Annotated in this window: 24 protein-coding genes; 11 read left to right on the forward strand and 13 right to left on the reverse strand. The window is 63.2% G+C overall.

Translation table 11 applies throughout. The features are described 5' to 3' along the window. Nucleotides 1–13: 13 nt before the first annotated feature. From EOB59_RS13890 to EOB59_RS13905, 4 genes are all read right to left on the reverse strand, one after another. Entirely contained in the window at nt 14–997 is a 984-nt protein-coding gene (locus tag EOB59_RS13890; RefSeq protein ID WP_128288572.1) for a 2-hydroxyacid dehydrogenase, read from the reverse strand. Further along, a complete protein-coding gene (locus EOB59_RS13895) occupies nt 994–2,016 on the reverse strand; it encodes a LacI family DNA-binding transcriptional regulator (protein ID WP_127396005.1) in 1,023 nt (340 codons plus the stop codon). Before EOB59_RS13895 ends, EOB59_RS13890 begins: the two co-directional genes overlap by 4 nt. Before the next feature lie 77 nt (nt 2,017–2,093). After that, nucleotides 2,094–2,978, reverse strand: coding sequence for a DMT family transporter (locus EOB59_RS13900; protein WP_164748949.1), 885 nt, complete (start codon nt 2,976–2,978; stop codon nt 2,094–2,096). Between the two features lie 192 nt (nt 2,979–3,170). Continuing rightward, the gene (locus EOB59_RS13905) at nt 3,171–3,578 is read right to left on the reverse strand and encodes a DUF2000 family protein (protein ID WP_127331396.1); all 408 of its coding nucleotides are present in this window, start codon (nt 3,576–3,578) and stop codon (nt 3,171–3,173) included. A gap of 49 nt (nt 3,579–3,627) precedes the next feature. Between EOB59_RS13905 and EOB59_RS13910 the strand changes: the two genes are divergently transcribed. Next, nucleotides 3,628–4,497: an AraC family transcriptional regulator gene (locus EOB59_RS13910; protein WP_127396004.1), complete on the forward strand. Its 870-nt coding sequence runs from the start codon at nt 3,628–3,630 to the stop codon at nt 4,495–4,497. A 24-nt stretch (nt 4,498–4,521) separates the two neighbouring features. Here EOB59_RS13910 and EOB59_RS13915 read toward each other — a convergent pair whose 3' ends face one another. Further along, nucleotides 4,522–4,992, reverse strand: coding sequence for a MarR family winged helix-turn-helix transcriptional regulator (locus EOB59_RS13915; protein WP_127396003.1), 471 nt, complete (start codon nt 4,990–4,992; stop codon nt 4,522–4,524). A 66-nt stretch (nt 4,993–5,058) separates the two neighbouring features. Here EOB59_RS13915 and EOB59_RS13920 point away from each other — a divergent pair, with 66 nt between their 5' ends. Next, nucleotides 5,059–5,244: a hypothetical protein gene (locus tag EOB59_RS13920; RefSeq protein WP_127266502.1), complete on the forward strand. Its 186-nt coding sequence runs from the start codon at nt 5,059–5,061 to the stop codon at nt 5,242–5,244. Here the strand turns inward: EOB59_RS13920 and EOB59_RS13925 are convergent. Continuing rightward, nucleotides 5,208–5,939 carry an intradiol ring-cleavage dioxygenase gene (locus tag EOB59_RS13925; protein WP_128288573.1) on the reverse strand — a complete coding sequence of 244 codons (732 nt, stop codon included), beginning with the start codon at nt 5,937–5,939 and terminating at the stop codon, nt 5,208–5,210. The genes EOB59_RS13920 and EOB59_RS13925 overlap by 37 nt on opposite strands. A gap of 196 nt (nt 5,940–6,135) precedes the next feature. On the opposite strand from EOB59_RS13925, the gene EOB59_RS13930 reads away from it, so the two are divergent. After that, complete coding sequence (locus tag EOB59_RS13930; protein WP_128288574.1) at nt 6,136–7,191, forward strand: GTP-binding protein; 1,056 nt, start codon at nt 6,136–6,138, stop codon at nt 7,189–7,191. Nucleotides 7,192–7,448: 257 nt separating this feature from the next. After that, on the forward strand, nt 7,449–8,423 hold the full coding sequence (locus EOB59_RS13935; RefSeq protein WP_128288575.1) for a WD40 repeat domain-containing protein: 975 nt from the start codon (nt 7,449–7,451) through the stop codon (nt 8,421–8,423). Between the two features lie 6 nt (nt 8,424–8,429). On the opposite strand, the gene EOB59_RS13940 is transcribed toward EOB59_RS13935, so the two are convergent. Next, the gene (locus tag EOB59_RS13940) at nt 8,430–8,882 is read right to left on the reverse strand and encodes a hypothetical protein (protein ID WP_128288576.1); all 453 of its coding nucleotides are present in this window, start codon (nt 8,880–8,882) and stop codon (nt 8,430–8,432) included. Between the two features lie 156 nt (nt 8,883–9,038). Between EOB59_RS13940 and EOB59_RS13945 the strand changes: the two genes are divergently transcribed. From EOB59_RS13945 to EOB59_RS13960, 4 genes are all read left to right on the forward strand, one after another. Beyond that, a complete protein-coding gene (locus EOB59_RS13945) occupies nt 9,039–10,418 on the forward strand; it encodes an aspartate aminotransferase family protein (RefSeq protein ID WP_128288577.1) in 1,380 nt (459 codons plus the stop codon). An 11-nt stretch (nt 10,419–10,429) separates the two neighbouring features. After that, nucleotides 10,430–11,836, forward strand: a complete 1,407-nt coding sequence (locus EOB59_RS13950; RefSeq protein ID WP_128288586.1) for a glutamine synthetase family protein — start codon at nt 10,430–10,432, stop codon at nt 11,834–11,836. Between the two features lie 86 nt (nt 11,837–11,922). After that, a complete protein-coding gene (locus EOB59_RS13955) occupies nt 11,923–13,158 on the forward strand; it encodes a putative DNA modification/repair radical SAM protein (protein ID WP_128288578.1) in 1,236 nt (411 codons plus the stop codon). Nucleotides 13,159–13,160: 2 nt separating this feature from the next. Continuing rightward, on the forward strand, nt 13,161–14,618 hold the full coding sequence (locus tag EOB59_RS13960) for a UdgX family uracil-DNA binding protein (protein WP_128288587.1): 1,458 nt from the start codon (nt 13,161–13,163) through the stop codon (nt 14,616–14,618). Between the two features lie 63 nt (nt 14,619–14,681). On the opposite strand, the gene EOB59_RS13965 is transcribed toward EOB59_RS13960, so the two are convergent. The 5 genes from EOB59_RS13965 to EOB59_RS13985 all read right to left on the reverse strand — a co-directional run bounded on the left by EOB59_RS13965 (nt 14,682) and on the right by EOB59_RS13985 (nt 19,787). Then, nucleotides 14,682–15,947, reverse strand: a complete 1,266-nt coding sequence (locus tag EOB59_RS13965; RefSeq protein ID WP_128288579.1) for a glycerate kinase — start codon at nt 15,945–15,947, stop codon at nt 14,682–14,684. After that, nucleotides 15,944–16,441, reverse strand: a complete 498-nt coding sequence (locus EOB59_RS13970; RefSeq protein ID WP_127395588.1) for a heme-degrading domain-containing protein — start codon at nt 16,439–16,441, stop codon at nt 15,944–15,946. Before EOB59_RS13970 ends, EOB59_RS13965 begins: the two co-directional genes overlap by 4 nt. Nucleotides 16,442–16,506: 65 nt before the next feature. Beyond that, nucleotides 16,507–17,226: an amino acid racemase gene (locus EOB59_RS13975; protein ID WP_128288580.1), complete on the reverse strand. Its 720-nt coding sequence runs from the start codon at nt 17,224–17,226 to the stop codon at nt 16,507–16,509. Nucleotides 17,227–17,257: 31 nt separating this feature from the next. Continuing rightward, the gene (gene guaD, locus EOB59_RS13980; protein ID WP_128288581.1) at nt 17,258–18,568 is read right to left on the reverse strand and encodes a guanine deaminase; all 1,311 of its coding nucleotides are present in this window, start codon (nt 18,566–18,568) and stop codon (nt 17,258–17,260) included. A gap of 1 nt (nt 18,569) precedes the next feature. Then, the gene (locus tag EOB59_RS13985; RefSeq protein ID WP_128288582.1) at nt 18,570–19,787 is read right to left on the reverse strand and encodes a urate hydroxylase PuuD; all 1,218 of its coding nucleotides are present in this window, start codon (nt 19,785–19,787) and stop codon (nt 18,570–18,572) included. A gap of 162 nt (nt 19,788–19,949) precedes the next feature. On the opposite strand from EOB59_RS13985, the gene EOB59_RS13990 reads away from it, so the two are divergent. The 3 genes from EOB59_RS13990 (at nt 19,950) to EOB59_RS14000 (ending at nt 23,264) form a co-directional block, all read left to right on the forward strand. Continuing rightward, nucleotides 19,950–20,870 (forward strand): LysR family transcriptional regulator, encoded by a 921-nt coding sequence (locus tag EOB59_RS13990; protein ID WP_027039874.1) that lies wholly within the window; start codon nt 19,950–19,952, stop codon nt 20,868–20,870. Nucleotides 20,871–20,973: 103 nt separating this feature from the next. After that, nucleotides 20,974–21,987 carry an LLM class flavin-dependent oxidoreductase gene (locus tag EOB59_RS13995; protein WP_128288583.1) on the forward strand — a complete coding sequence of 338 codons (1,014 nt, stop codon included), beginning with the start codon at nt 20,974–20,976 and terminating at the stop codon, nt 21,985–21,987. Then, the gene (locus EOB59_RS14000) at nt 21,984–23,264 is read left to right on the forward strand and encodes an LLM class flavin-dependent oxidoreductase (protein WP_128288584.1); all 1,281 of its coding nucleotides are present in this window, start codon (nt 21,984–21,986) and stop codon (nt 23,262–23,264) included. The genes EOB59_RS13995 and EOB59_RS14000 overlap by 4 nt, the downstream gene beginning before the upstream one ends. Here the strand turns inward: EOB59_RS14000 and xdhC are convergent. Next, on the reverse strand, nt 23,261–23,858 hold a 598-nt coding region (gene xdhC / locus EOB59_RS14005; RefSeq protein WP_128288585.1), incomplete at its 5' end, for a xanthine dehydrogenase accessory protein XdhC. The genes EOB59_RS14000 and xdhC overlap by 4 nt on opposite strands.

Genomic DNA, 23,858 nt, shown 5'->3' on the forward strand with positions numbered 1-23,858 from the left:
TGGCGGCCACCGATCAGTTTCTAGCCTTGACTTCTGCTGTCTCGGGGACCGGCGTCAACGGCCGACGCTCGGTGAACCAGGACACCAGATTGTCGACGCACAGATCCGCCATGGCGCGGCGGGTGTGGTCCGAGGCCGAGCCGACATGCGGCAGCAGCGAGGTGTTGGGCACGTTGAGCAGCGCCTTGGGCACGTTCGGTTCGTCGGCAAAGACGTCGAGGCCGGCGGCGGCGATGGTGCCGGTGACAAGGGCTGCCGCAAGCGCTGCTTCGTCGACAGTGCTGCCACGGCCGATGTTGACGAAGACGCCGTTGGCGCCAAGTGCCGACAGGATTTCGGCATTGACCGCCTTCTCCGTCGAGGCGCCCCCCGGCGCGACCGAAATCAGCGTATCGACGGCTTCTGCAAGCCCTTTCAGGGTCGCATGATACTGGTAGGAAAGACCTTCGACACGGCGCCGGTTGTGGTAGGCGACCGGCAAGCCAAAAGCTTCCAGACGCCGGGCGATGGCCTGCCCGATGCGGCCCATGCCGAAAATACCCACACTGCGCCCGCGCAAGGTCAGCCGGCTCAGCGGATAGTTGCCGTTGCGCAGCCAGCTGCCGTCGCGCAGCCAGGTTTCGGCGCGCGGCAGGTCGCGGATGGTGTTGATCAACAGCCCGATCGTGGTGTCGGCGACCTCCTCGGTCAACACGTCGGGCGTGTTGGTGACCATGATGTTCTTCGCTCGGGCATGGCTGACATCGACCGAATCATAGCCGACGCCGAAGGAGGCGATGAGCTCGAGGTTGGGCAATGCATCCATCATCGCCGCGTTGATGCCGGCAAACGAAGCGATGCCGCGCACATCGCTGCGCATCTCGTCGGTGATGAGGGACGGATCGGCGCGTTCTATTCTGACACGCCTGAACGTACGGTTGATGCGGTCGACCGCATGGTCGTTGAAATCGCCCGGCACCAGGATGGCGACGGTCTGCAACTGTTCGGCCTTGGTCATGCACGCTCCACCGGCTTGCCGGTCGACTGACGCACATGCAGTTCCGGCTTGATCAATTCCTGCGAGGGCCGCACCGTCTGGCCGTTGAGCTTGTCGAGCAACGCGCTGGCGGCGCGGCGGCCAACCTCGCGCTGGCCGTTCCAGACGGTGGTCAGGGCCGGCGTCGCGATCGCCGCCTCTTCGAGGTCGTCATAGCCGGTAACGGAGATGTCGATGCCGGGCACAAGGCCGGCACGGGCAATGCCGTTCATCAGGCCGATGGCGACAAGGTCGTTCCAGCAGCAGGCAGCCGTCGGTCTGTCCTTCAGCGCCAGGAACTGTCCGGCGGCCTCGAAGCCGGCCTGCTTGGTGCGTGGGCCGGCGATGCGCCATGACGGCCTGACTTCCAGCCCGGCCGCCTCCATCGCGTTGACATAGCCCTGGTAGCGGTCACGGCCGGTCGAGGTCTGGTCGGTGCCGCCGATCATGGCGATGCGCTTGTGGCCGAGCGAGATCAGATGGTTGGTGGCGAGGCCTGTTCCATAAGAGTCGTCGCCGCGAAAGACCGGCACGTCGGCACCCTCGACGGTGCGCGCGATCAGCACAGCCGGCAGGCCGTTCTCCTCGGCCATCAGGATGTCGGAAGCCGGCGTGCCGATGGCCGGCGACATGATGACGCCGTCGGCGCCGAGCTGTAAAAGCGTGTCGATGAAGGTGCGCTGCTTTTCGAGCTGATCGTAATGATTGGACAGGATGAAGGTTTGACGGCTGCGGTCGAGCTCGCTTTCGATTGAGCGCAGGATCTCGGCGAAGAATGGGTTCATGATGTCGTGGACGACGACGCCGACAATGCCGGAACGCGAGGTGCGCAGGCTGGCGGCGCGTCGGTTATAGATATAGCCGATGGCGCGGGCATGTTCCTTGATGCGGTCACGCGTGGTACCGGCAACCAGAGGGCTGTCGCGCAGCGCCAGCGAGACCGTAGCCGTGGACACGCCGAGCGCATCCGCGATCGTCGAAAGCTTGATTTTTTGTGCCAGCGACGTGTGCTCCCCGGACCTGAATTTCCAGACCTAAACTGTTTAAAGGCGGCGTTATGCCACCGATCGGGGGCAAATCAAAGTTTTTTTGCCAACGCCTCGGCCTCGACATCCGAGGCCGCGCGGCTCCGCAGCCGAAGCCTATGCTCGCGATGGACGATGTAGAGACCGCTGGCGACGATGATGGCGGCGCCGACCAATGTCCAGCGGTCGGGAAACTGCTTGAAGACGATCCAGCCGGAAATGATCATCCACACCATCTGCGAATAGGGATAGGGCGCCAAAGCCGTGGTTGTCGCCAGCCGGTAGGCCTGGACCAGCAGCCAGTGACCGACGCCGCCGAACACGCCGAGCATCAGCAGCACGAACCAGTGCCAACCGTCATGCGGCAGGGAAAACGAAAACGGCAGCAGGGGCAGAAGCAACAGCGCCGGCGCCAACGCCGAAAACAGGATGAGGCTCTCCGATGTCTCGGTCGCCGACATGCGGCGCGTCATGATGACGTAGAAGCAGTTCGACAGCATCGAGCCGAGCGCGAAGAGATGTCCGATGCCGAAAACGCCGACGCCCGGCCGGGTGATGATGAGGACGCCGGCAAAGGCCGCCAGGATGGCCAGCCAGCGCCGCCAGCCGGCCCACTCGCCAAGCAGCGGACCGGCCAGTGCCGTGATCACCATCGGCCCGAAGAAATAGATCGAGGTGGTCTCGGCCAGTTGCAGGGATTTGAGCGCCAGGACATTAAATATGGTCGATCCGAACAGGAACGCCCCGCGCAGGATATGCGCCGGCAGGTTGACCGGACGAAACCGCACCGGTTGGCGCCAGCCGCGCAGCAGCGCGCCGACCAGCACGACATGCACGGCAAAGCGCACCCAGGCAACGACCAGCACGGAAACGCCGGCAAGGACGAGGTATTTGCTTGATGTGTCGAGGAAGGTGAAGAAGACATAGGTGGAAAGCATGCACACGATCGCCACCGGGGGCGTCGCGCTTTCTACATGTCTTTGGGGAGCACTCACTTGCAGGCCGGGTGGGAAGCTGGGCTGGAGCCCACCTTTGCGGGAATTGCCGGCTCCCGGCAAGCCAATTGTCGACTGCCGCGACATGAAAGCCTGCTGGCACAACAAGAGCCGCCGGCAGGCGTAGTGCCTTGGCTAGGCGTGCATGCGGGCGCCCTTGGTGATTTTATCGACCAGCTTCTTGTCGGCGCGAAGCGCGATCCCGACCACCTTGGCGTCTTCAGGCGCGAATTCGGCGAAGACGGCACGGTTGGCCGCGTCAAAGCCGGTCGAAAACATTTCCTCGACATAGAGCGAGGTGGTCACGCCGCGCTCCAGCGTGCGCCGGTGGATGGTGCCCAGCGTCGTCTGGTCGGCGGACAAAACGATGACCGGCTGGATCGACAGCGGGTTGTAGAGATTGCCGGCGCGGTCGCGATAGGGTTCACCGATGATATCGGGAAACTGCGCGACGATGCCGCTGGTCAGGAAAGCGGTGACGTTGAGTTTCTGCCAGACCGGCAGATCTTCCCTGAGCACGATTGCAAATTTCGTATCGAACATGAGACATTGGCCATTCGGTTTGTGCCCCAATGCGAGGCTGAAGGAGACGATGTCGCACGATCTAGACAGCCAGGCCTTCAAGGGTCTTGGACGTTTGTGCGTCGATGCGGCGGAAAACCGCATCATCTCCGCCCCCGATCCCGCAGGCATGGAGCGGATCGAAGCGCGCTTCCATGGCAGCGCGTTCGACCTCCATCGCCACGACACCTATGCGATCGGGGTGACGCTGCACGGTGTGCAGACGTTTCGCTATCTCGGCGCTGCGCGCCACAGCCTTCCGGGCCAGATCATCGTGCTGCATCCCGACGAGTTGCACGACGGCGGCGCCGGCACCGAGGACGGACTGCGCTACCGAATGCTCTATCTGGAACCGTCGCTGATGCTCGACTGCCTTGGCGGCGCGTCGCTGCCTTTTGTCAGGGATGGCGTGGTGGCGGACGCCGCCTTCTGCGCAACGCTGCTTTCGGCGCTGGGTCCGCTGGAGCAGGAACTCGACGAGTTGTTCGTCGACGACTTCCTGACGCAACTGATGCAAAGCCTGATCCGGCATGGCGGCCAGTCGGCGAAGCCGATGAGCAGGACGGCGTGGCGGGCGGCTGCGCTGGCGCGCGACTATCTCACGGAAAACCTGAACCGGCCGGTGCGTTCCGGCGAGCTGGAAGCTGTAACCGGGCTTGATCGCTATGCCTTGTCACGGCATTTCCGTGCCGCTTTCTCCACCAGTCCACATCGCTTCCTGGTGATGCGCCGGCTTCAGCGGGCGCGGCGGATGATCGCCGCCGGCGAACCGTTGGCACAGATCGCGGTCGAAGCCGGCTTCAGCGACCAGAGCCATTTCATCAGGCAATTCAAGAAGGCGTTCGGCATGACACCGGGACGCTGGTCGTCGCTGATCCAGGGCTCTGCCGCGGCGGCCTGATCGCCTGCCGCGACAATCCGCCGGTCAGTCGTCCGATTCGGCGTCGTCGTCGATGAGCACCAGTTCCTCGTTCGAGAGGTTGGCCTCGATGCGGGCAAGCAGTTTGAACAGCGACTTCTGGTCCTTCTTGTCGAGACCCTTCAGCGCCAGCTTTTCGGTCTTCTTCACCGATTTCTCGATGGCGTGAATGATGTCGCGACCGGTGTCGGTGAGGAAAATATGCGCCTGACGGGCGTCGGCCGAGGAGGCGCGTTTTTCCAGAAAACCCTGGGCCTGCAGCCGGTTGATTGTCTTGGTGATGGTAGGTGGGCGCACGCCGAGGCGTCCGGCAAGATTGCCCGGCGTCTGGCCGTCCTCACGGTCGAGCGCCAGCATGATCTGATCCTGGCCGGCATAGAAGCCGTGCGCCAGAAGCCGGGCCGCCAGCGCCGTTCTTGCCAGCCTTGCCGCCGAATGCAGCCGGCTCATTGTCGCAGTCTTATCCGCCTTGGCCATGGTCATCCCTCTTCGGCCGTACCGGTGCGGGCAGCATAGAGGCAGCCGGCCGGTTGGCAATCGACGATGAAAAAGATTCCGGAGCTTCAAACAGCTTTGCCGGCAAGCATTGTGGTGTCCGCCGTGGCTAATGCCAGATGTTTATTTCAGTTAGATGACAAACGAATTCCCAGCCGGAATTTTCGCCGCGAGCAAAGTGATGGAGTGACCGCCGCTCAGCCGGACTTCACCGCGATGATCATCAGCGCCTGATAGGCATCCTCCAGCTCGCGCAGCGCAGCCTGCGATTGCGGTCCAGCCCGCCTGGCGATGCCGTCCGCGGCATTCGAGGTGTCGCGCTCGCCCGACCGGTCATTGTAGGGTGCGGCCGTGGTGAAAATCTGCTCGCTGAGGCTGTCCGGGAAAAACAACTGTCCGGTCATCACCGAACTGTCGTCGGGAAAGACCTTAAAATGGATGTGGGTGGTGCGGCCGCGATACCAGCCGGGATAGATCGTGGCGAAGGAAACGATGCCACTCGCGTCGGTCCTTTGCCAACCACGCAGGAAGGTCTGGCCCGAGGTGTCGAGATCGCGGCCATCACCCTGTCCGGGATAGCCGGAATAGGCGCCTTGCGCGTCGCAATGCCAGATGTCGACGCGGGCGCCGACAAGCGGGCGGCAGGCCGCGTCGACGACCTGCAGCCGGACGTCAAGGGCAATACCTTTCTTGCCTTCGGTGACATCGGCGCGTTCTAGCTTCGGATCGAAATAGAAAGGTCCCTCGGTCGCCTCGGGCGTGATGGTGCAGACACCGGCGCCGTTTTCGAACAAGGCCAGTCCGGCATAGGGTGAAGTCTGGTCTGCTATCGCGGCGGCGGGCAGGAAGGCACCACCGCCGGCGGTGACCGCGATCAAACCGAGCGCCTGGCGCCGGCTCATTGAGAACGAGGATGGCTTGCCGGACATATCTTGCCTCTCGAATTGGCATCTGTCGCCCTGATCTAGGCGATCACAACGGCTTTCGCCAACGATTCGGCAATGCAGCAAGCCGGTTTGGCCCATCGGTTTGCCCCGTGCAAAAGCCCGGCGCACATCCTATATGGAGCCGACATTCCCTTTTCTCAGGCCGAATTTCCGAGGCCCAGATAATTCGAGGCAAGCCATGAGCGACGCACAGACGCAGATCCCCGTAACCGTTCTCACCGGCTATCTCGGTGCCGGCAAGACGACGCTGCTCAACCGCATCCTGTCGGAAAACCACGGCAGGCGCTACGCCGTCATCGTCAACGAGTTCGGCGAAATCGGCATCGACAACGACCTGATCGTGGAATCCGACGAGGAAATCTACGAGATGAACAATGGCTGCGTCTGCTGCACGGTGCGCGGCGACCTGATCCGTGTCGTCGAGGGCCTGATGCGCCGACCCGGCCGCTTCGATGCCATCGTCGTCGAGACCACCGGGCTCGCCGATCCGGTGCCGGTGGCGCAGACCTTCTTCATGGATGACGACGTGCGCTCCAAGACCAGGCTCGACGCGGTGGTGGCGCTGGTCGACGCCAAGCACCTGCCGCTGCGGCTCAAGGATTCCAGGGAAGCCGAGGACCAGATCGCCTTCGCCGACGTCGTCGTGCTCAACAAGACCGACCTCGTCACATCAGAAGAGCTCGCCAAGGTCGAGGCGACGATCCGCGCCATCAATCCGGCGGCGAAGATCCACCGCACGACCCGAGCCGGCGTCGCCCTGACCGAGGTGCTCGATCGCGGCGCTTTCGACCTGTCGAGGGCGCTGGAAAACGATCCACACTTCCTCGAAGCGCATGACGATCACGATCATCGTGACCACGACCATGACGGCCACGATCACCACCACCATGATCATGACGGGCACCACCATCATGCGCATGCTTCCGACATCCATGACGTGACGGTGCAATCGGTGTCGCTGCGCGGCGGCGAGATGGACCCGAAGAAATTCTTCCCATGGATCGAGAAGATCACCCAGATGGAAGGCCCCAACATCCTGCGGCTGAAGGGCATCATCGCGCTCAAGGGCGATGATGAGCGCTATGTCATCCAGGGCGTGCACATGATCATCGAGGGCGATCACCAGCGCGCCTGGAAGGACGGCGAGAAGCATGAGAGCCGGCTGGTGTTCATCGGCAGGGAACTCGACGCCGAGCGGCTGAAGAAGAGTTTTGACGCCTGCCAGGCGGCTTGATTTCCAGACTTTATAGCGCTAGCGCTGCCCCTCCTTCCTTCTCCCCTTGTGGGAGAAGGTGGCCGGGCGAAGCTCGGTCGGATGAGGGGGGTTCCAGCTTGGCGCTGACGGAGATCCGTCACCCACCCCTCAACCGTCTCGGTGCTGCGCGCCGATCCACCTTCTTCCACAAGGGGAGAAGGCCGGCCGCACCCAGCCGCGCTGGCGACCCAGCGAGGTTAGACGACCAGCATAAATCTCGAATGGAATAATCTCCCATGCCGACCGTCGCCCCGCTTGATCTCGAAGGCCACTGCATCGCCGCCGTCTTTCTCGGCGACGTGCCGCATTTCGCGATGGCCGACGGCGCCGTCCATCGGCTCGACCATGGCCACAAGACAGTTCAGGCCAATGACGGGGTGCTCGCCGCCTTCCATGATGCGGCCAATGACCGGCTGATCACCGGCGGCGAGGACGGCAAGGTGTTTGCCGTGAAGGTGGGCGGCGAGGTCACGGAACTGGCAAGCGCGGCCAAGAAGTGGATCACCAGCGTTGCCGCCGGGCCGCAAGGCGCCATCGCCTATGCCTCAGGCAAGACCGCCTTCGTGCGCTTCGCCGACGGCAAGACGAGGGAATTCGTCCATCCGCGTTCGGTCGAGGGGCTGGCCTTTTCGCCCAAGGGCATGCGCTTCGGTGTCGCCCGCTACAATGGCGCGACGCTGCATTTCCCGGCCGCCGAGGGCAAGCCGGTGGAGCTTGAATGGGCCGGCGCCCACACCGGCATCACCTTCTCTCCCGATGGCGCCTTCCTCGTCACCACCATGCAGGAAAACGCATTGCACGGCTGGAAGCTCGCCGACGGCAAGCACATGCGCATGACCGGCTATCCCGGCAAGGTCAAAAGTCTGTCGTGGAGTGTGAAGGGCAAGTGGCTGGCGAGTTCCGGCGCGCCGGCGGCGATCGTCTGGCCGTTTTCAGGCAAGGATGGTCCCATGGGCAAGGCACCGCTGGAGCTCGGCACGCGCGGCAACGCCATGGTGACGGCTGTCGCCTGCCACCCGAGCCAGGATGTCGTTGCCGTCGGCTATGATGACGGGATGGTGATGGCGGTGCGTTTTGCCGACGCCAAGGAAGTGCTGTTGCGACGGCCGGGCAAGGGCGCCATCACCTCGATGATGTGGGACAAGGAAGAACGCCGGGTCGCCTTCGGTAGTGCCGCCGGCGATTGCGGCGTCATCGATATCACGGCCTGACCCCGCTCACTCCGCTCCGCACGACACCTTGCCGCTGATTTCAACCGGTTTGCCGTCCTGGTCCGTATCCGCCGCGGCGTCGTAGACGGCGAGCGTATAGCTCCCGTCGTAGACGCCTTCGTCGCTGGTCTTGGTCAGGATCGTCAGTTCGACCGAATTGATCTTTTGCGCGACCTCGTGCTCGCGATAGATGTTCAGCCGCAATTCCTTGCCGTCGAGCCAGTACTGCGTCAGGTTGGAATCCTCGAACACCGTCTTGCGCAGGCTGTCGCCGGCAGGCCGGCTCAGAATTTCGAGGTTGCCGCGAAAGTTGAAGGTCGGCCCGCCCATGCCTCTGGTGACGCCTGCCTCGACCTCGAATGTCGCCGCCGGGTCCTCGGTGGAGCACCAGATGCCACCCGACGCGAAGGCAGCGCCAGCCGACGACAGAAGCATTGCCACACACATGATCGTTCTCATTTTACCCCTCCACCTCAATTCCCGCTCATATTGGCGCTGACTTCGGCAGCACGGTCAAGCGCCGCCGCCAAAGGCTGAGCCAACGCAGGGCAGATGCGCGGCCAATTGCGGATGCGGACACGGATTGGCTAAGAGGGATCGACCAGAGGGGTTTTCATGCACAGCGACACGTCCAACACGTCCATCGGCGGCATCGGCCGCGACCGCATTGCCGATTTGCGCGAAACCGAGGGGGCAGCCTTCCGCAAGGCGCGGCCAAAATCGCAAGCCAAGATCGGCAACGGCCTGCCCGGCTTCTTCGGCGGCGTCCCGATGCACTGGATGAACGATTGGCCGACGCCGTTCCCGATCCTGGTCGACAACGCCAGGGGCGCGAACATCACCGACATCGACGGAAACAAGCTCGACGATTTCTGCCTTGGAGACACTGGCTCGATGTTCGGCCATTCGCCGCCACCGGTGGCTCGCGCCATCCGCCGGCAGGCCGGACGCGGCCTGACCTATATGCTGCCTTCGGAAGATGCGCTGGCCATCGGGCCGCTGCTGCAGCAGCGCTTCGGCCTGCCGTTCTGGCAGATCGCGACGACGGCGACCGACGCCAACCGCTTTGCATTGCGCGTTGCCCGTGCCGTCACCGGCCGCGAAAAAATCCTGGTCTTCAACGGCTGCTATCATGGCTCGGTCGACGAAACGATGGTGCGGCTGATCGACGGCAAGCCCGTCAACCGGCCAGGATTGGCGGGCGAGTTCCGCGACTTGACCCGCACGGCCAAGGTCATCGAGTTCAACGATGTTTCAGCACTCGAAGCCGCGCTTAGGGATAAGGACGTCGCCTGCGTCATCGCCGAGCCGGTGCTGACCAATTCCTGCATGGTGCTGGCCGATCCGGGCTACCATGACGCCCTGCGCAAACTGACACGCCAAACCGGCGCGCTGCTTCTGATCGACGAGACGCACACGATCTCGACCGGCCCCGGCGGCTACACGAGGAAATATGGTCTCGACCCGGACTTCTTCGTGCTGGGCAAGCCGATCGCCGGCGGCGTGCCGGCCAGTGTCTGGGGCATGAGCGACGACGTTGCCTCACGCTACGCGGATTACAACAGGACCAAGGAGCCGGGCTATTCCGGCATGGGCACGACACTCTCGGCCAACCCGCTGCAGTTCGCGGCGATGCGCGCCACGCTCGAAGAGGTGATGACGCAGGAAAACTACGACCGCATGGATCATCTGGCGCGGCGGCTCGATGCCGGGCTGACCGGCGTGATCGATCGCTATCGCCTGCCCTGGCATGTTTCCCGCGTCGGCGCTCGTGTCGAGTTCATCTGTGCGCCCGGTCCGCTGCGCAATGGCGCCGAGGCGGAAATGGCGCATGCACCGGAACTGGAGGCCGCCATCCATGTCGCGCTGGTCAATCGCGGCGTGCTGATCGCACCCTTCCACAACATGATGCTGATCTCGCCGGCGACCTCGGCTGCCCAGGTCAACCGGCTGATCACCGCCTTCGGCGCGGTTGCGGCGAAGCTTGCGGCATGAGACAAGCGGCGATGGACCACCCCAACGCCATGATAACCTCACCTTCGGGCTCGACACCTGCCGAGGCGCACGCCTTTCTCGATGCCCATCCCGAGATCGAGGCCTTCGATATCGTGCTGACCGATGCCAATGGCGTCGGCCGTGGCAAGATCGTGCGCCGGCATGAACTGAAGAGCATCTTCGAGGGCGGCCGCCATATGCCGATCTCGATCCTCGGCCTCGACATCACCGGCGAGGATGTGCACGAGACCGGACTGATCTGGACGACCGGTGATGGCGACCTTAGGGCATGGCCGATCCCCGGCACGCTGGTGCCGCTCTACGGTACGAGCCCGCCCCGCGGCCAGTTGCTGATGGCGATGTACATGCTCGACGGCCGGCCGATGTCGTCGGATCCGCGCCTGGCGCTGGCTCGGCAGGTGGAGATCCTGGCGGCCAAGGGTCTCTATCCCGCCGGCGCCTTCGAGCTCGAATTCTTCCTGCTGGCCAACGAACGCGACGCTGACGGCAAGGTGCAGCCGGCGCGCGCGGTGCTCGATGGCCGCGTCTCGGGCAAGACCGAAGTCTATTCGGTCGACCATCTGCACGGCATGGAGCCGCTGTTTTCCGACATCTATGCGGCGGCCAAGGCGCAAGGCATTCCGGCCGAGACGGTGATTTCCGAATATGCGCCCGGCCAGTACGAACTGACGCTGAACTACCGCAAGGATGTGATGCGGGCGGCCGACGATCTGGTCATGCTGAAGCGGCTGGTGCGGGCGCAGGCGCGCCGCCATGGCGTCACCGCCTGTTTCATGGCCAAGCCGATCGAGAAATATGCCGGCTCGGGCATGCATTTCCATGTTTCGCTGCAGGACAAGGCCGGCCGAAACGTCTTTGCCGAAGCTGGGGGCGAGAGCTGGTCGCTGCCGCTGCTGCAGGGGCTCGGCGGCCTGATCCAGACCATGGCGGAATCGATGCTGGTGTTTGCACCGCATGCCAATTCCTGGCGGCGTTTCGTCTCGCAATCCTATGCGCCGGTGGCGCCGACCTGGGGCGTCAACAACCGCTCGGTGGCGCTGCGTGTGCCGGCCGGCGACGCCAAGAACCGGCGCATCGAGCACCGGCCGTCCGGCGTCGACGCCAACCCTTATCTGATCGCCGCAACGGTGCTCGCCGGCATCATCAAGGGCATGGATGAAGGACTCGACCCCGGCCCTGAAACGACAGGCAACGGCTATGAGGCAGCGGTCACGCGCACAACCATGCCCGTCGACTGGCGCGCCGCGATCGAAGCGGCGCGGACGTCCAACTTCCTGAAGAACGCGCTCGGCGAAGACCTGCACAGGACCTTCGTGGCGATCAAGCAGTCCGAGTACCTGCGTGTGGCACGCACGGTCAGCGAGTTGGATTACCACCTCTATCTGCACGAGGTTTGATGGATTCATGATGGGCGGCGATCACTTTTTCGCCGCCTCCATCAAATGAGGTAGCGGATCTCCTGTTTAGAACATATCATGAACATATGAGTGCACTTACCGTCCGTGACAAGCTGGCGATCCTCTCCGACGCCGCCAAATACGATGCCTCCTGCGCCTCTTCCGGTGCGGCAAAAAAGGATTCGTTGAAATCCGGCGGCATCGGCTCCACCGAAGGCATGGGCATCTGTCATTCCTACGCGCCGGACGGCCGCTGCATTTCGCTCTTGAAAATCCTGCTGACCAATTTCTGCATCTACGATTGCAGCTATTGCATCAACCGCTCGTCCTCCAATGTGCGGCGCGCCCGTTTCACCATCGACGAGGTGGTGAAGCTGACTATGGATTTCTACCGGCGCAACTACATCGAAGGCCTGTTCCTGTCTTCAGGCGTCATCCGCTCGCCGGACGAGACCATGGGCGAGATGGTCGAGGTGGCACGCCGACTGCGCGTGGAGGAGAAGTTCTCCGGCTACATTCATCTGAAGACGATCCCGGAAAGTTCGGCCGAACTGATCGAGAAGGCAGGGCTTTATGCCGACCGGCTATCGATCAATGTCGAACTGCCGACCGACGAGGGTGTGAAGCGGTTGGCGCCCGAGAAGAAGCCGGAGACAATCCGGCTTTCCATGGCCAGGCTGCGCCAGAAGATGGAGGAGAAGGCCGAGCCTACCTTGAAAACCAAAAAGCGCGAACGCTTTGCGCCGGGTGGGCAGTCGACGCAGATGATCATCGGCGCCGACAAGACATCCGACGACGGCATCCTTCACACCAGCGCGCGGCTCTATGGCAGCTATCATCTGCGGCGCGTCTATTACTCGGCTTTCAGCCCCATTCCGGATTCGTCATCGTCGCTGCCCTTGCTGAAACCACCGCTGATGCGCGAGCACCGGCTCTATCAGGCCGACTGGCTGATGCGGTTCTATGGGTTTTCGCAGCCGGAAATCCTCGCCGGGAGCAGCGACGGCATGCTCGATCTCGCCATCGACCCGAAGCTCGCCTGGGCGCTGCGCAACCGGGGGCAGTTTCCGGTCGACATCAACCGCGCCGAACGCGAAGCGCTGCTGCGGGTGCCGGGTCTCGGCACCAAGGTGGTGGCAAAGATTTTGGAGACGCGCCGGCATCGGCGCATGCGGCTGGAGGATGTCGGGCGGATCTGCCAGTCGATTGCCAAGCTCAGGCCGTTCATCATCGCCGAAGGCTGGTCGCCTGGTGCGCTGACCGACAAGGCCGGCCTGCGCGACAGGATCGCCCCCTCCTGCGAACAATTATCGTTGTTCTGATGATGCAGCCAGCTGAACTTGATCTCGTCAGATACAGTGTGCGGCTCGATAGCGAGACGGATTTTGCCGGCTGGCGTGACGCGGCACGGCGGCTGGCCCTGAATGAGGTCAGGCCCGAGGAGGTCGGCTGGCGTGTCGCGCCGGGCTCTGATCAGGCAGAATTGCCTGAAGTGCCTGCGGGCGCGCAACTCGTCGTGCCGCGCGACTTCATCGGGCATGCCGAAACGGCGTTCTGCCATTCCGATCCCGGCCGGTTTGCCTTTCTCTACCGAATGCTTTGGCGATTGCGCGACGAGCCTAAACTACTGGAAATCGCGTCGGATCCCGACACCAGGCGGCTTGAGGCCATGGAAAAGGCGGTGCGGCGCGACAGCCACAAGATGCATGCCTTCGTACGCTTCCGTAAAATCGGCGACGGTGCCGATGAGCGTTATGTCGCCTGGTTCGAGCCGGATCATTTCATCGTCGAGCGCAACGCCGATTTCTTCGTCAGGCGTTTCACCGGCATGCGCTGGACGATCCTGACGCCCTACGCCTCCGCCGATTGGGATGGCGAAAGGCTGGCTATCGGACCGGGCGCGGCCAAGGGCGATGCGCCGGATCAGGACGACACCGAGGCGCTCTGGCGCACCTATTTCGAGAACATCTTCAATCCGGCGCGATTGAAGGTGAAGGCCATGCAGAAGGAGATGCCGAAGAAATATTGGCGGAACCTTCCCGAGGCTTCGCTCATTCCAGACATGATCGCAGGAGCGGACAAGGCCGCCAAGGACATGATTGCGAAGATGCCGACAACACCCGCGCCGCACCACGCCAAGGTGCAGGCACGGCATTGGCCGAAGCAGCCCGCCGAAGCACCGGAAGATGATGCAGACACGATTCCCGAGTTGCGTGAGGTAGCGAAAGGCTGCCGCCGCTGCCCGCTGTGGCGCGACGCGACGCAGACCGTCTTCGGTGAAGGCCCTGACAATGCCAAGGTGATCTTCGTCGGCGAACAGCCAGGCGATCAGGAGGATCTCGCCGGCAAACCTTTCGTTGGTCCGGCCGGCAAGGTGTTCGATGCGATCCTGGATGATGCCGGTGTCGATCGGCAAAAGGTCTATGTCACCAACGCGGTCAAGCACTTCAAGTTCGAGCCGCGCGGCAAGCGCCGCATCCACTCCAAGCCGAATTCCGGTGAGATTCAGGCCTGCCGCTGGTGGATCGACCAAGAATTCGAGCTGGTCAAGCCGAACCTCGCCGTGGCACTCGGCGCGACGGCGGCGATGTCGCTGCTCGGCAAGGCGATCCCGGTGACAAAGATGCGCGGACAAGTGATCGAGCGCGAGGACGGATTGCGCGTGTTCATCACCATCCATCCCTCCTTCATTCTGCGCATCCGCGAACCCGCGGACAAGGAGGCTGAACGCGAACGGTTCCTGCAGGATATGAAGCAGGTGAAGCGGCTGATGGCCGCCTGATCAGTCTGCTTTGCGCAATTCCGGACGGAAAACCGCTTCACACTTTTCCTGGAATTGCTTCAGCTACCTGATCAGAATTGCCCTGAGATCGTTGACATTCGTGCCGGTCGGGCCGGGTACAAAGAGATCGCCAACCGCGTTGAAGGCCGTCCAGGCATTGTTGCCGGCAAGCATGGCCTTGGCATCGACACCGGCCGAGCGCATGCGCGACACGGTCGAGCCATCGGCGAAGGCGCCGGCATTGTCTTCCGAACCGTCGATGCCATCGGTGTCGGCGGCCAATGCGTGGATGCCTTCGACGCCGTTGATGCCGATAGCAAAGGCGAGCAGGAATTCCGAATTGCGGCCGCCCTTGCCTTTTGCCCGTAGCGTGACGGTTGTCTCGCCGCCCGACAGGACCAACACCGGCTTCGAAAATGGTCGGTTGCGCGTCGCCACTTCACGCGCGATCGCGGCATGGACGCCGCCCACCTCGCGCGCTTCGCCCTCAATGGCATCGGAGAGGATAACGGCCTCGACACCCTGCCGTTTCGCTTCCGTAGCGGCGGCTTCCAGCGATACCCCGGCCGAAGCGATCAGATGCACCTCGTTGCGCGAAAAACGCTCGTCGTCCGGGCTTGGCGCATCGGCGGCCGGCGAATTGATATGCGCCATCACCGAGGCCGGCAGTTTCATGCGATAGGCCGATATCGAGGCCAGCGCGTCGGCGCGGCTGCCTGTATCCGGTACGGTTGGGCCGGAGGCGACCATTGCCGGATTGTCGCCGGGAATATCGGAGACGATCAGCGACACCACCCTGGCCGGCCATGCGGCCGCTGCCAGCCTGCCGCCCTTGATGGTGGAAAGGTGCTTGCGGATGGTGTTCATCGCCGCGATCGGCGCACCAGAGGCGAGCAGCGCCTCATTGACGGCGATCTCGTCGGCCAGCGTCAAGCCGCCGGCCGGCGACGGCAACAGCGCCGATCCGCCGCCGGAAATCAGCGCCACCACCAGGTCATCCTCAGTCAGATTCTGGACCTTGGCGAGCAGGCGCCGCGAGGCTTCCAGACCGGCAGCGTCCGGCACCGGATGAGCCGCCTCGATGATCTCGATGCGCTCGCAGGTCGCGCCATAGCCATAGCGGGTGACGACCAGCCCTTCGATGGGGCCGTCCCACGCTTTCTCGAACGCTGCCGCCATCTGCGCCGAGCCTTTGCCCGCGCCGATGACAATGGTGCGGCCCTTCGGCTTGGCCGGCAGATGATCCCGGATGGTTCGTTCCGGGTCGGCGGCGGCGATGGCGGCGTTGAAGATGGAGGTCAGGAATGCCTTGGGATCGAGCACGGTCATTCGGCGTCCCGAGGCAATGCCAGGCCGCGCTTGTCGACGCCCAAATGATCGCATAGCGCATCTACGACGACGCCGTGATCCTCGCGCTCCGGCAGTCCGGAGACGGCGATCACCCCGATGACGCCGGCGCCCTTGACGGTCACCGGAAAGCCACCGCCGGCCAGCACGTAGTCGGCAATATCCAGCCCTTCGCCGATCTTGAAGCTGCGGTCCGGGCGCTGCTGTTCCAACACCATACGATAGGTGCTTCTCAGGAACCGTTTGACCACATTGATCTTGCGCCGCGCCCAGTCGGGATTGGAAGCATTCGAGCCCGGCAGCGCAGCATAGAACAGCGGCCGGTCGAAGGTCCGGATATCGACGATGATTGGCAGGTTCCCGGCCAAAGCCCTATCGCGAATCGCGGTACCGATCTCAAAGGCAATGGCCTCGTCGAACTCCGAAAAGACGAGCGTGGCTTCCTGTCTTTTAATAGTTTCAATGTCGTCGGCCACTGTCTCGCTCCCGATGTCGTTGTTGGCTTTCGCCGACTATCGCGGCGCGGTCAAGACGTCAGGGGTCAGGCGCGCCCATCTGCTAGGACTATGTCCAGCGCCGCCTCGGCATGAAGTTGGGTGACGTCGAAAGCTGGCAATGGATAGTCGTCCAAAGCGGCCAACAGCGGAAGCTCGGTGCAACCTAAGATCACTGCCTGCGCGCCGCGCGCCTGGAGGTCTAATGCCATATCCATCAGCGCAGCCCTTGAGTCCTGCTTCACGATGCCCAACGTCAGCTCATCGATGATGATACTGTGCAAGGCTTCACGTTGTTGCTGCGGCGGTGTGAGGACTTCGAGGCCATGACGCTGGCGCAGACGTCCCGAGAAGAAATCCTGCTCCATCGTATATCGCGTTCCCAACAGCCCCACACGCGCGAAGCCCCGTAACTGAATGGCCTGCGCTGTGGCATCGGCGACATGCAGCAGTGGGACGGAAAGCTGAGCCTCCACTTGGTCGGCCACACGGTGTGCGGTGACTGAGGTGAGCATCACTAAATCGGCGCCGGCCCTTTCCAGGTTTCGCGCCGCTTCGGCTACCGTTTCAGCGAGATCATCCCAGCGTCCGAGCGCGGCCATCTCGTTCAGTCCGTCGAAATCCAACGTGAACAGGACCGACCTGGCATTGTGATGTCCGCCGAGGCGCCGATGCGCGGCCTGATTGAGCAGCCGATAGTAAATCGCGCTCGATTCCGAACTCATCCCGCCTACCATACCGATGAGTTTATTCTGACGGACGGTCATCGACGGGGCTCCCCTCGCACCTGCCGCTGCACTATAGCAGATCGCTCTTCGCTGCGCGCCCCGCGACATAGACCTCGCGCACGGTGCGGTCGTCGCCAAGCGTCTGCAGGAGAAACAGTTCCTGCGCCAGCGTCTCGACCGTTTCCATCCTGAGTCGCATCGCCGGCGTCGCCCTGGCGTCCAGCACGACGATGTCGGCATCGGTGCCCTCGTCCAGCGTGCCTATCTTTTCCGCCACCGACAGCGCCTCGGCATTGCCACGCGTCATCTGCCAGAAGGACTGGAACGGGTTGAGCTTCTCGCCGTTCAGCGCGATCACCTTGTAGCCTTCGTTCATGGTGCGCAGCATGGAGTAGTTGGTGCCGCCGCCGACATCGGTGGCGGCGGCGATGCGGATCGGCTTTTCGCGACGACGAAAGCGCTGATAGTCGAACAGGCCGGACCCAAGGAACAGGTTGGAGGTCGGACAGAACACCGCCACCGAGCCACTGTCGGAAAGCGCATTCGCTTCGCGCTCCGAGAGATGGATGCAGTGCCCGAACAGGCTCTTTTTGCCCAACAGCCCGTAGTGCTCGTAAACGTCGGTATAGTCACGCGACCACGGATAGAGTTGCTGCGTGAAGGCGATTTCGGCGTGGTTTTCCGACAGATGCGTCTGCATGTGCAGATCGGGATATTCCCGGCACAGCGCGCCCGCCATCTCCATCTGCTCCGGCGACGAGGTGATGGCGAAGCGCGGCGTGATGGCGTAGTGCTGCCGTCCTTTGCCATGCCATTCCTTGATCAGCGCCTTCGTGTCGTCATAACCGGATTGTGGTGTGTCGAGCACGCCGTCGGGCGCGTTGCGGTCCATCATCACCTTGCCGGCGATGTTGAGCATGTTGCGGTCATGCGACTCGGCGAAAAACGCCTCGGCCGAAGCCTTGTGCACCGAACAGTAGGCGGCAACCGTCGTGGTGCCATGGCGCACCATTTCGTCGAGGAACAGCCGCGCGATGCGGCGGCCGTGCTGGGCATTGGTGAACTTCGTCTCTTCCGGGAACGTGTAGGTGTTCAGCCAATCGAGCAGTTCTGCGCCATAGGACGCAATGATCTGCATCTGCGGAAAATGCGCATGGGCATCGATGAAGCCCGGCAACAGCAGATGCGGCCGGTGGTCGATTTTTTTCGCTACCTCGCCGGCTTGCTTTTCAACATCGGCATAGGTGCCCGCAGCGACGATCCGGCCGTCGCGGATCAGCAGGCCGCCGTCCTCCTCGTAGCGCCAGGCGGAATGATCGTCGATGGTTTGCGGCCAGCGCACAAAGGACAGCGTGCGGCCGCGCAGGAGTGTCGAGGTCATGCTATTTCCCCGCGCCTTCGAACCAGGCCACCAGCAGCGCCCGTTCCTTGTCGGTGATCTGCGAGACGTTTGCGGGCGGCATGGCGTGGCTGCGGCCGGCCTGCAGATAGATCTCGCGGGCGTGGTTGGCGATATCCGCGTCGGTGTCGAGCATCACGCCCTGCGGCGCATGATAGATGCCTTCGTAGACCGGCTCCGCCGCATGGCACATCGAGCAGCGGCCGAGCACGGTGTCGCGCACGGCCGGGAAATGCGCCGAAGCGACATAGATTTGCGCCGATGCCGATTCCCTGGGTTCGCCGGTCAGCACCTTCGGCGCGGTCGACAGCCAGATGATGACAATGAACAGGACGAGTGCCGCCATCCAGGTCCAGGTCGGATTGCCCTTGCGGGCATGGATCGAGTTGAAATAGTGCCGGATCAGCACGCCGATGATGAACACCAGCGAGGCGATGACCCAGTTGAACTCAGTGCCGAACGCCAGCGGATAGTGGTTCGACAGCATCAGGAACAGCACCGGCAGCGTCAGATAATTGTTGTGAAGCGAACGCTGCTTGGCGATCTTGCCATATTTCGGATCGGGCTTGCGGCCGGCGATGAGGTCGGCGACAACGATCTTCTGGTTTGGGATGATAACCATGAAGACATTGGCCGACATGATCGTGGCGGTGATGGCGCCCAGATGCAGGAAGGCGGCGCGGCCGGTGAACAGGTGCGTCAGCCCCCAGGCGATGAACACCAGCACGCAGTAGAGCACCAGCATCAGGCCGGTATCGCTTTTTGCCAGCGGCGAGCGGCACAGCAGATCATAGACCACCCAGCCGACGCCGATCGTTGCCAGCGACAGCAGGATGCCTGTAGGCACCGACATCGGCAGCACGTTGGGATCGATCAGGAACAGATCGGCTCCGGCGTAGTAGACGACGCACAGCATGGCGAAGCCGGACAGCCAGGTGGCGTAGGATTCCCATTTGAACCAGGTCAGGTGTTCCGGCATTTCGGCTGGTGCCACGAGATATTTCTGGATGTGGTAGAAGCCGCCGCCATGCACCTGCCATTCCTCACCGAAGGCGCCGACGGGCATGCCGGGACGCTGGCGCAGGCCGAGGTCGAGCGCGACGAAGTAGAAGGACGAGCCGATCCAGGCGATACCGGTGATGACGTGCAGCCAGCGCACGGCAAAACTCAGCCAGTCCCAGAAAATCGCGAAATCCATCATTGAAATCGTCCCTGCCGATTGGGCGACTTTACGGGTTGGAGCGCAAACGGAAAGAGGCGAGGTGCACGATGACTTTCAAAAAAAAATGGAAAATACTAGGGTAGTCACACGCAGCAGGATGGGAGCCGCCCGAAGGCGGCCTCAGGAAAGCCACTAAACCGCATGGCCTATCTCGACAACATTGCCGTCTTCGTTCGCGTGGTCGAACTCGGCAATCTGTCGGCGGCCGGGCGCGACATGCGGATTTCGCCGGCGGTCGCCTCCAACCGCATCAAGGAGTTGGAGAAGCACCTGGGCGTGCGTCTGTTCAACCGCACGACGCGGCAATTGATGCCGACCGAGCATGGCACGGTTTTTTACGGGGGCGCAAAGCAGGTGCTGGAGGCGATCACCGAAGCGGAAGCCGCGGTCTCGGCGCTTTCCGGTCAGCCGCGCGGCACCATCCGCGTCACCGCCCCCTTGGGCCTCGGCCGTCGGTTGGTGGCCTCGGGCATTCCCGATTTTCACGACAAATACCCAGACATCGAGGTGAGGCTGAGGCTTTCGGACCACAATGTCGACATCATGAAGGAAGGCATCGACGTCGCCTTCCGGCTCGGTATCATCGAGGATTCCAGCCTCAGGATGCGCGGCATCATGGAATGCGAGCGCGTGCTGGTGGCGGCGCCGAAATATCTCGAGGCGCGCGGCGAACCGATCGAGCCGCAGGAACTGATCGGCAAGAAGCACGACTGCCTGATGCTGCGTTATTCCGGCGCGCGCGAATATGTGTGGACGCTGCAGACCCCCACGGGCCCGCAGAAGTTCGAGGTACACGGACCCTACGACACCGACGATGGCGACGTGCTGACCGGCTGGGCGCTTTCAGGCCGCGGCATCATCAACAAGCCGCGCTTTGAGGTCGAGCCGTTCATCCGCGACCGGCGGCTGAAGGTGATCCTGAGCAGCACGCCGCCGACACCGGTGCAGTTCGCCGCCGTCTATCCGCACAAGAAGCTGCAGGATCCAAAAGTGCGGCTGCTGCTCGACTTCATGGCCGAGCGCTGCCAGCGACTGATCAACGATCTGCTAGCTGGGAAATAATGCTGGCCTCCACGTGCCCGGCGGTTGGCCCAGCGCCAGCGGTTGCCATCCCCTGAAGTGGCGAACATAGTTCGGGTGGTATTTCGTCTCGCAGGCACCATCGATGGACAGCGGCGCCACAATGCATCTTGCCGTTTCGCTGTTTCCGGGGATCGCCGATCCATCGCCGGAACCGGGATTCAGCCGCCTGACTGGTTTCGTGCAAAAGGCCGAAGCAGCGGGCCTGGACATGGTGCTGCTTGCCGATTCCGCACCGGCGTCCGGCGGCGGTGCCGCGAACAGCCCGATGCCCTTCGAAGCGACCACTTTGCTGGCCGCATTGGCGACTGTCACAAGCAGGATCGGACTGGTCGCCGCGGCATCGACCGTCGCCCACCAGCCATACAATCTGGCGCGCCGTTTCGCCTCGCTCGACATTATCAGCCATGGCCGCAGTGGCTGGAACGCAACCATAACGCAAGCGCCACGGGAAGCAGCCAATTTCAGCCGGGCCGAAGGATTTTCGCCTGACGATTTCCGCCGTCGCAGTGAGGAATATATCGGCATCGTGCAAGGTCTGTGGCGGGGCTGGGACGCGGACGCGATGCTGTTCGACCAGAGCGGCGGCCGCTTCCACGACCCCGAAAAGATGCATCTGCTCGACCACAAGGGCGGGTTCTTTTCCGTGCGCGGACCGCTGAACGTCGCCCGTTCGCCGCAGGATACGCCAGTGCTCGTCTTGTCGGACCTGAGCGAAGCCGACCTGGATATTGCCGCCCGCACCGCCGATGTCATCCTGCTGGATGGCGGACCGTTGGACGGCACGACAGAACGCTACGACGATATCCGGCGCCGTGTCACGGCGTGCGGACGCGATCCGGACGCTGTGAAAGTGCTGACGAACGTCGCGCCTACCGCCGATAGTAAGCCGGCTGCCCGCGCCGACAGGCTGGAAAAGGAATTCCGGGCGAGAGGCTGCGACGGGTTCAACATCCTGATGCCGGCACAGCTTTCAGCGCTCGACGATTTCGTCGATCTGGTTTTGCCGGAACTGAGGCAGCGTGGCCTGTTTCGAGAGAACTATCGCGGCACGACGTTGCGCTCGCATCTCGGGCTTGCCGGCGGAGGTGACCGATGACCGCTCGCCAGATGAAGCTCGGCGCCTTCCTGTGGGCGACAGGCCACCACATCGCGGCCTGGCGCCATCCCAAGGCACACGTCACCGCCGGCATAGACATCGATCATTACATCCAGCTGGCGCGCACGGCGGAGGCGGCGAAGTTCGACATGATCTTCTGCGAGGACGCCGCCGGCCTGCGCGAGGCCAATGTCGGCATCGCCAGCCAGACCTCGCGCTCGATCGGCTTCGAGCCGATCAGCCTGCTTTCGGCGCTCGCCGTCCAGACCAGCCGCATCGGCCTCGTCTCGACAGCCTCGACAAGCTACAACGAGCCCTATGGCCTGGCGCGAGCCTTCCTGTCGCTCGACCATCTGAGCGGCGGCAGGGCCGGCTGGAACCTGGTCACCTCGGCCAGCCCCGTCGAGGCCGCCAATTTCGGCTCGACCGGCCTCAAGCCCCATGCCGATCGCTATGAGCGCGCGCGCGAATTCGCCGAGGTGGTAACCGGGCTCTGGAACGGCAAGCTCGATGGCGCTTCTGGATCCGGACATGACGGCCAGAGCTTTTCGGTTCGCGACCCGCTCGATCTGCCGCGTTCGCCGCAGGGCGCGCCGGTGATGGTCCAGGCCGGCGCCTCGGATGTCGGCCGCGACCTTGCCGCCGGCACCGCCGATGTGGTGTTCACCGCGGCGCAGACCTTCGAGGAAGCGAAGGCCTTTTACGACGACCTCAAGGGACGTCTGGCGGCCTACGGGCGCGAGCCTGACGACATCAAGATCATGCCGGGCGTCGCGCCAGTGGTGGCGGAGACCGAAGCGGAGGCCCGTGAAAAATATGACGAATTACAGGCGCTGATCCCCGACGACGTCGGTGTGGCGCTGCTGTCCAGCTATCTCAGCATCTCCGATCTGTGGCGCTATCCGATCGACGGGCCGCTGCCGGACCTGCCGGAGAGCGAGGGGATGAAAAGCCGGCAGGCGCTGGTCATCGAGCAATCGCGCCGCGACGGCCTCTCTATCCGCGAGCTTGCCCGGCATTTCGCCGGCGCGCGTGGCCATTGGCGCATCGTCGGCACGGCGGCCCAGGTGGCCGATGAGTTGCAGGCGCGGTTCGAAGGCGGTGCCGTCGACGGCTTCAACGTCATGCCCTCTTATTTCCCCGGCGAACTCGATGCCTTTGCGATGCTCGTCGTGCCGGAATTGCAGCGACGCGGCCTGTTCCGCAAGGAGTACGAGGGCCGCACATTGCGCGACCAACTGGGTTTGAAACAGCCGGTTAACTGCGGCGCAGCCTAGCCTGCCATCACCCTGCCATGCGGAATTTGATGGTCGGCACTTGAGGTTGCGTTGTGACTGACCAGCGCCGTCATGATCTCGGCTGCCGCCAGCGCCGCGATGACCTGCGGGCGCTTGTCCTTGACCGTATCGCCGCCGATCGGCGAGACGAGGCGGGCAAACTCGGCCTCGCTGCCTGCCGCTGATTTCAGGAACCAGTTCCTGAACGTCGCTTTCTTGGTCTTCGAGCCGATCATGCCGACATAGGCGGTGTCGCCGCGCTTCAGCGCCTCGGCGACGATCAGGAAATCCAGCGCATGATCGTGGGTCAGGATGGCGAAGGCGGTGCCGGCGGGAGCGTTTCGCACCTCGGACTCGGGGATCGGCGTCAACCGCGGCTCGACGGTTTCCGGCATGCCTTCCAGTGCCTCGGCCCGCGTCTCGATGACGACGCAATGCACGGGGAGAAGTGCTATCGTCGACGCCAACGCCTGGCCGACATGGCCGCCGCCGAAGACGTAGACATATGGCAGGTGTGCCTCTTCGGCTTCCGCAACCGCAACCAGTTCGGCGGCAAGCGCGGCATCGACGAGCCGGATCAGCACTTCGACGCGC

Origin of the sequence: Mesorhizobium sp. M7A.F.Ca.MR.176.00.0.0 (genome assembly GCF_004023165.1) — a bacterium.
Lineage (GTDB): Bacteria > Pseudomonadota > Alphaproteobacteria > Rhizobiales > Rhizobiaceae > Mesorhizobium.

What these genes read in the sequence shown, in the direction of transcription:
- EOB59_RS13990 (WP_027039874.1), top strand. Translation starts at nt 19,950, where the DNA reads ATGGCCTATCTCGACAACATTGCCGTCTTCGTTCGCGTGGTCGAACTC.
- EOB59_RS13995 (WP_128288583.1), top strand. Translation starts at nt 20,974, where the DNA reads ATGGACAGCGGCGCCACAATGCATCTTGCCGTTTCGCTGTTTCCGGGG.
- EOB59_RS14000 (WP_128288584.1), top strand. Translation starts at nt 21,984, where the DNA reads ATGACCGCTCGCCAGATGAAGCTCGGCGCCTTCCTGTGGGCGACAGGC.
- EOB59_RS13930 (WP_128288574.1), top strand. Translation starts at nt 6,136, where the DNA reads ATGAGCGACGCACAGACGCAGATCCCCGTAACCGTTCTCACCGGCTAT.
- EOB59_RS13960 (WP_128288587.1), top strand. Translation starts at nt 13,161, where the DNA reads ATGCAGCCAGCTGAACTTGATCTCGTCAGATACAGTGTGCGGCTCGAT.
- EOB59_RS13925 (WP_128288573.1), bottom strand. Translation starts at nt 5,939, where the DNA reads ATGTCCGGCAAGCCATCCTCGTTCTCAATGAGCCGGCGCCAGGCGCTC.
- EOB59_RS13945 (WP_128288577.1), top strand. Translation starts at nt 9,039, where the DNA reads ATGCACAGCGACACGTCCAACACGTCCATCGGCGGCATCGGCCGCGAC.
- EOB59_RS13900 (WP_164748949.1), bottom strand. Translation starts at nt 2,978, where the DNA reads ATGCTTTCCACCTATGTCTTCTTCACCTTCCTCGACACATCAAGCAAA.
- EOB59_RS13910 (WP_127396004.1), top strand. Translation starts at nt 3,628, where the DNA reads ATGTCGCACGATCTAGACAGCCAGGCCTTCAAGGGTCTTGGACGTTTG.
- EOB59_RS13985 (WP_128288582.1), bottom strand. Translation starts at nt 19,787, where the DNA reads ATGATGGATTTCGCGATTTTCTGGGACTGGCTGAGTTTTGCCGTGCGC.
- EOB59_RS13955 (WP_128288578.1), top strand. Translation starts at nt 11,923, where the DNA reads ATGAGTGCACTTACCGTCCGTGACAAGCTGGCGATCCTCTCCGACGCC.
- EOB59_RS13950 (WP_128288586.1), top strand. Translation starts at nt 10,430, where the DNA reads ATGGACCACCCCAACGCCATGATAACCTCACCTTCGGGCTCGACACCT.
- EOB59_RS13940 (WP_128288576.1), bottom strand. Translation starts at nt 8,882, where the DNA reads ATGAGAACGATCATGTGTGTGGCAATGCTTCTGTCGTCGGCTGGCGCT.
- EOB59_RS13905 (WP_127331396.1), bottom strand. Translation starts at nt 3,578, where the DNA reads ATGTTCGATACGAAATTTGCAATCGTGCTCAGGGAAGATCTGCCGGTC.
- EOB59_RS13965 (WP_128288579.1), bottom strand. Translation starts at nt 15,947, where the DNA reads ATGACCGTGCTCGATCCCAAGGCATTCCTGACCTCCATCTTCAACGCC.
- guaD (WP_128288581.1), bottom strand. Translation starts at nt 18,568, where the DNA reads ATGACCTCGACACTCCTGCGCGGCCGCACGCTGTCCTTTGTGCGCTGG.
- EOB59_RS13915 (WP_127396003.1), bottom strand. Translation starts at nt 4,992, where the DNA reads ATGGCCAAGGCGGATAAGACTGCGACAATGAGCCGGCTGCATTCGGCG.
- EOB59_RS13920 (WP_127266502.1), top strand. Translation starts at nt 5,059, where the DNA reads ATGAAAAAGATTCCGGAGCTTCAAACAGCTTTGCCGGCAAGCATTGTG.
- EOB59_RS13975 (WP_128288580.1), bottom strand. Translation starts at nt 17,226, where the DNA reads ATGACCGTCCGTCAGAATAAACTCATCGGTATGGTAGGCGGGATGAGT.
- EOB59_RS13935 (WP_128288575.1), top strand. Translation starts at nt 7,449, where the DNA reads ATGCCGACCGTCGCCCCGCTTGATCTCGAAGGCCACTGCATCGCCGCC.
- EOB59_RS13890 (WP_128288572.1), bottom strand. Translation starts at nt 997, where the DNA reads ATGACCAAGGCCGAACAGTTGCAGACCGTCGCCATCCTGGTGCCGGGC.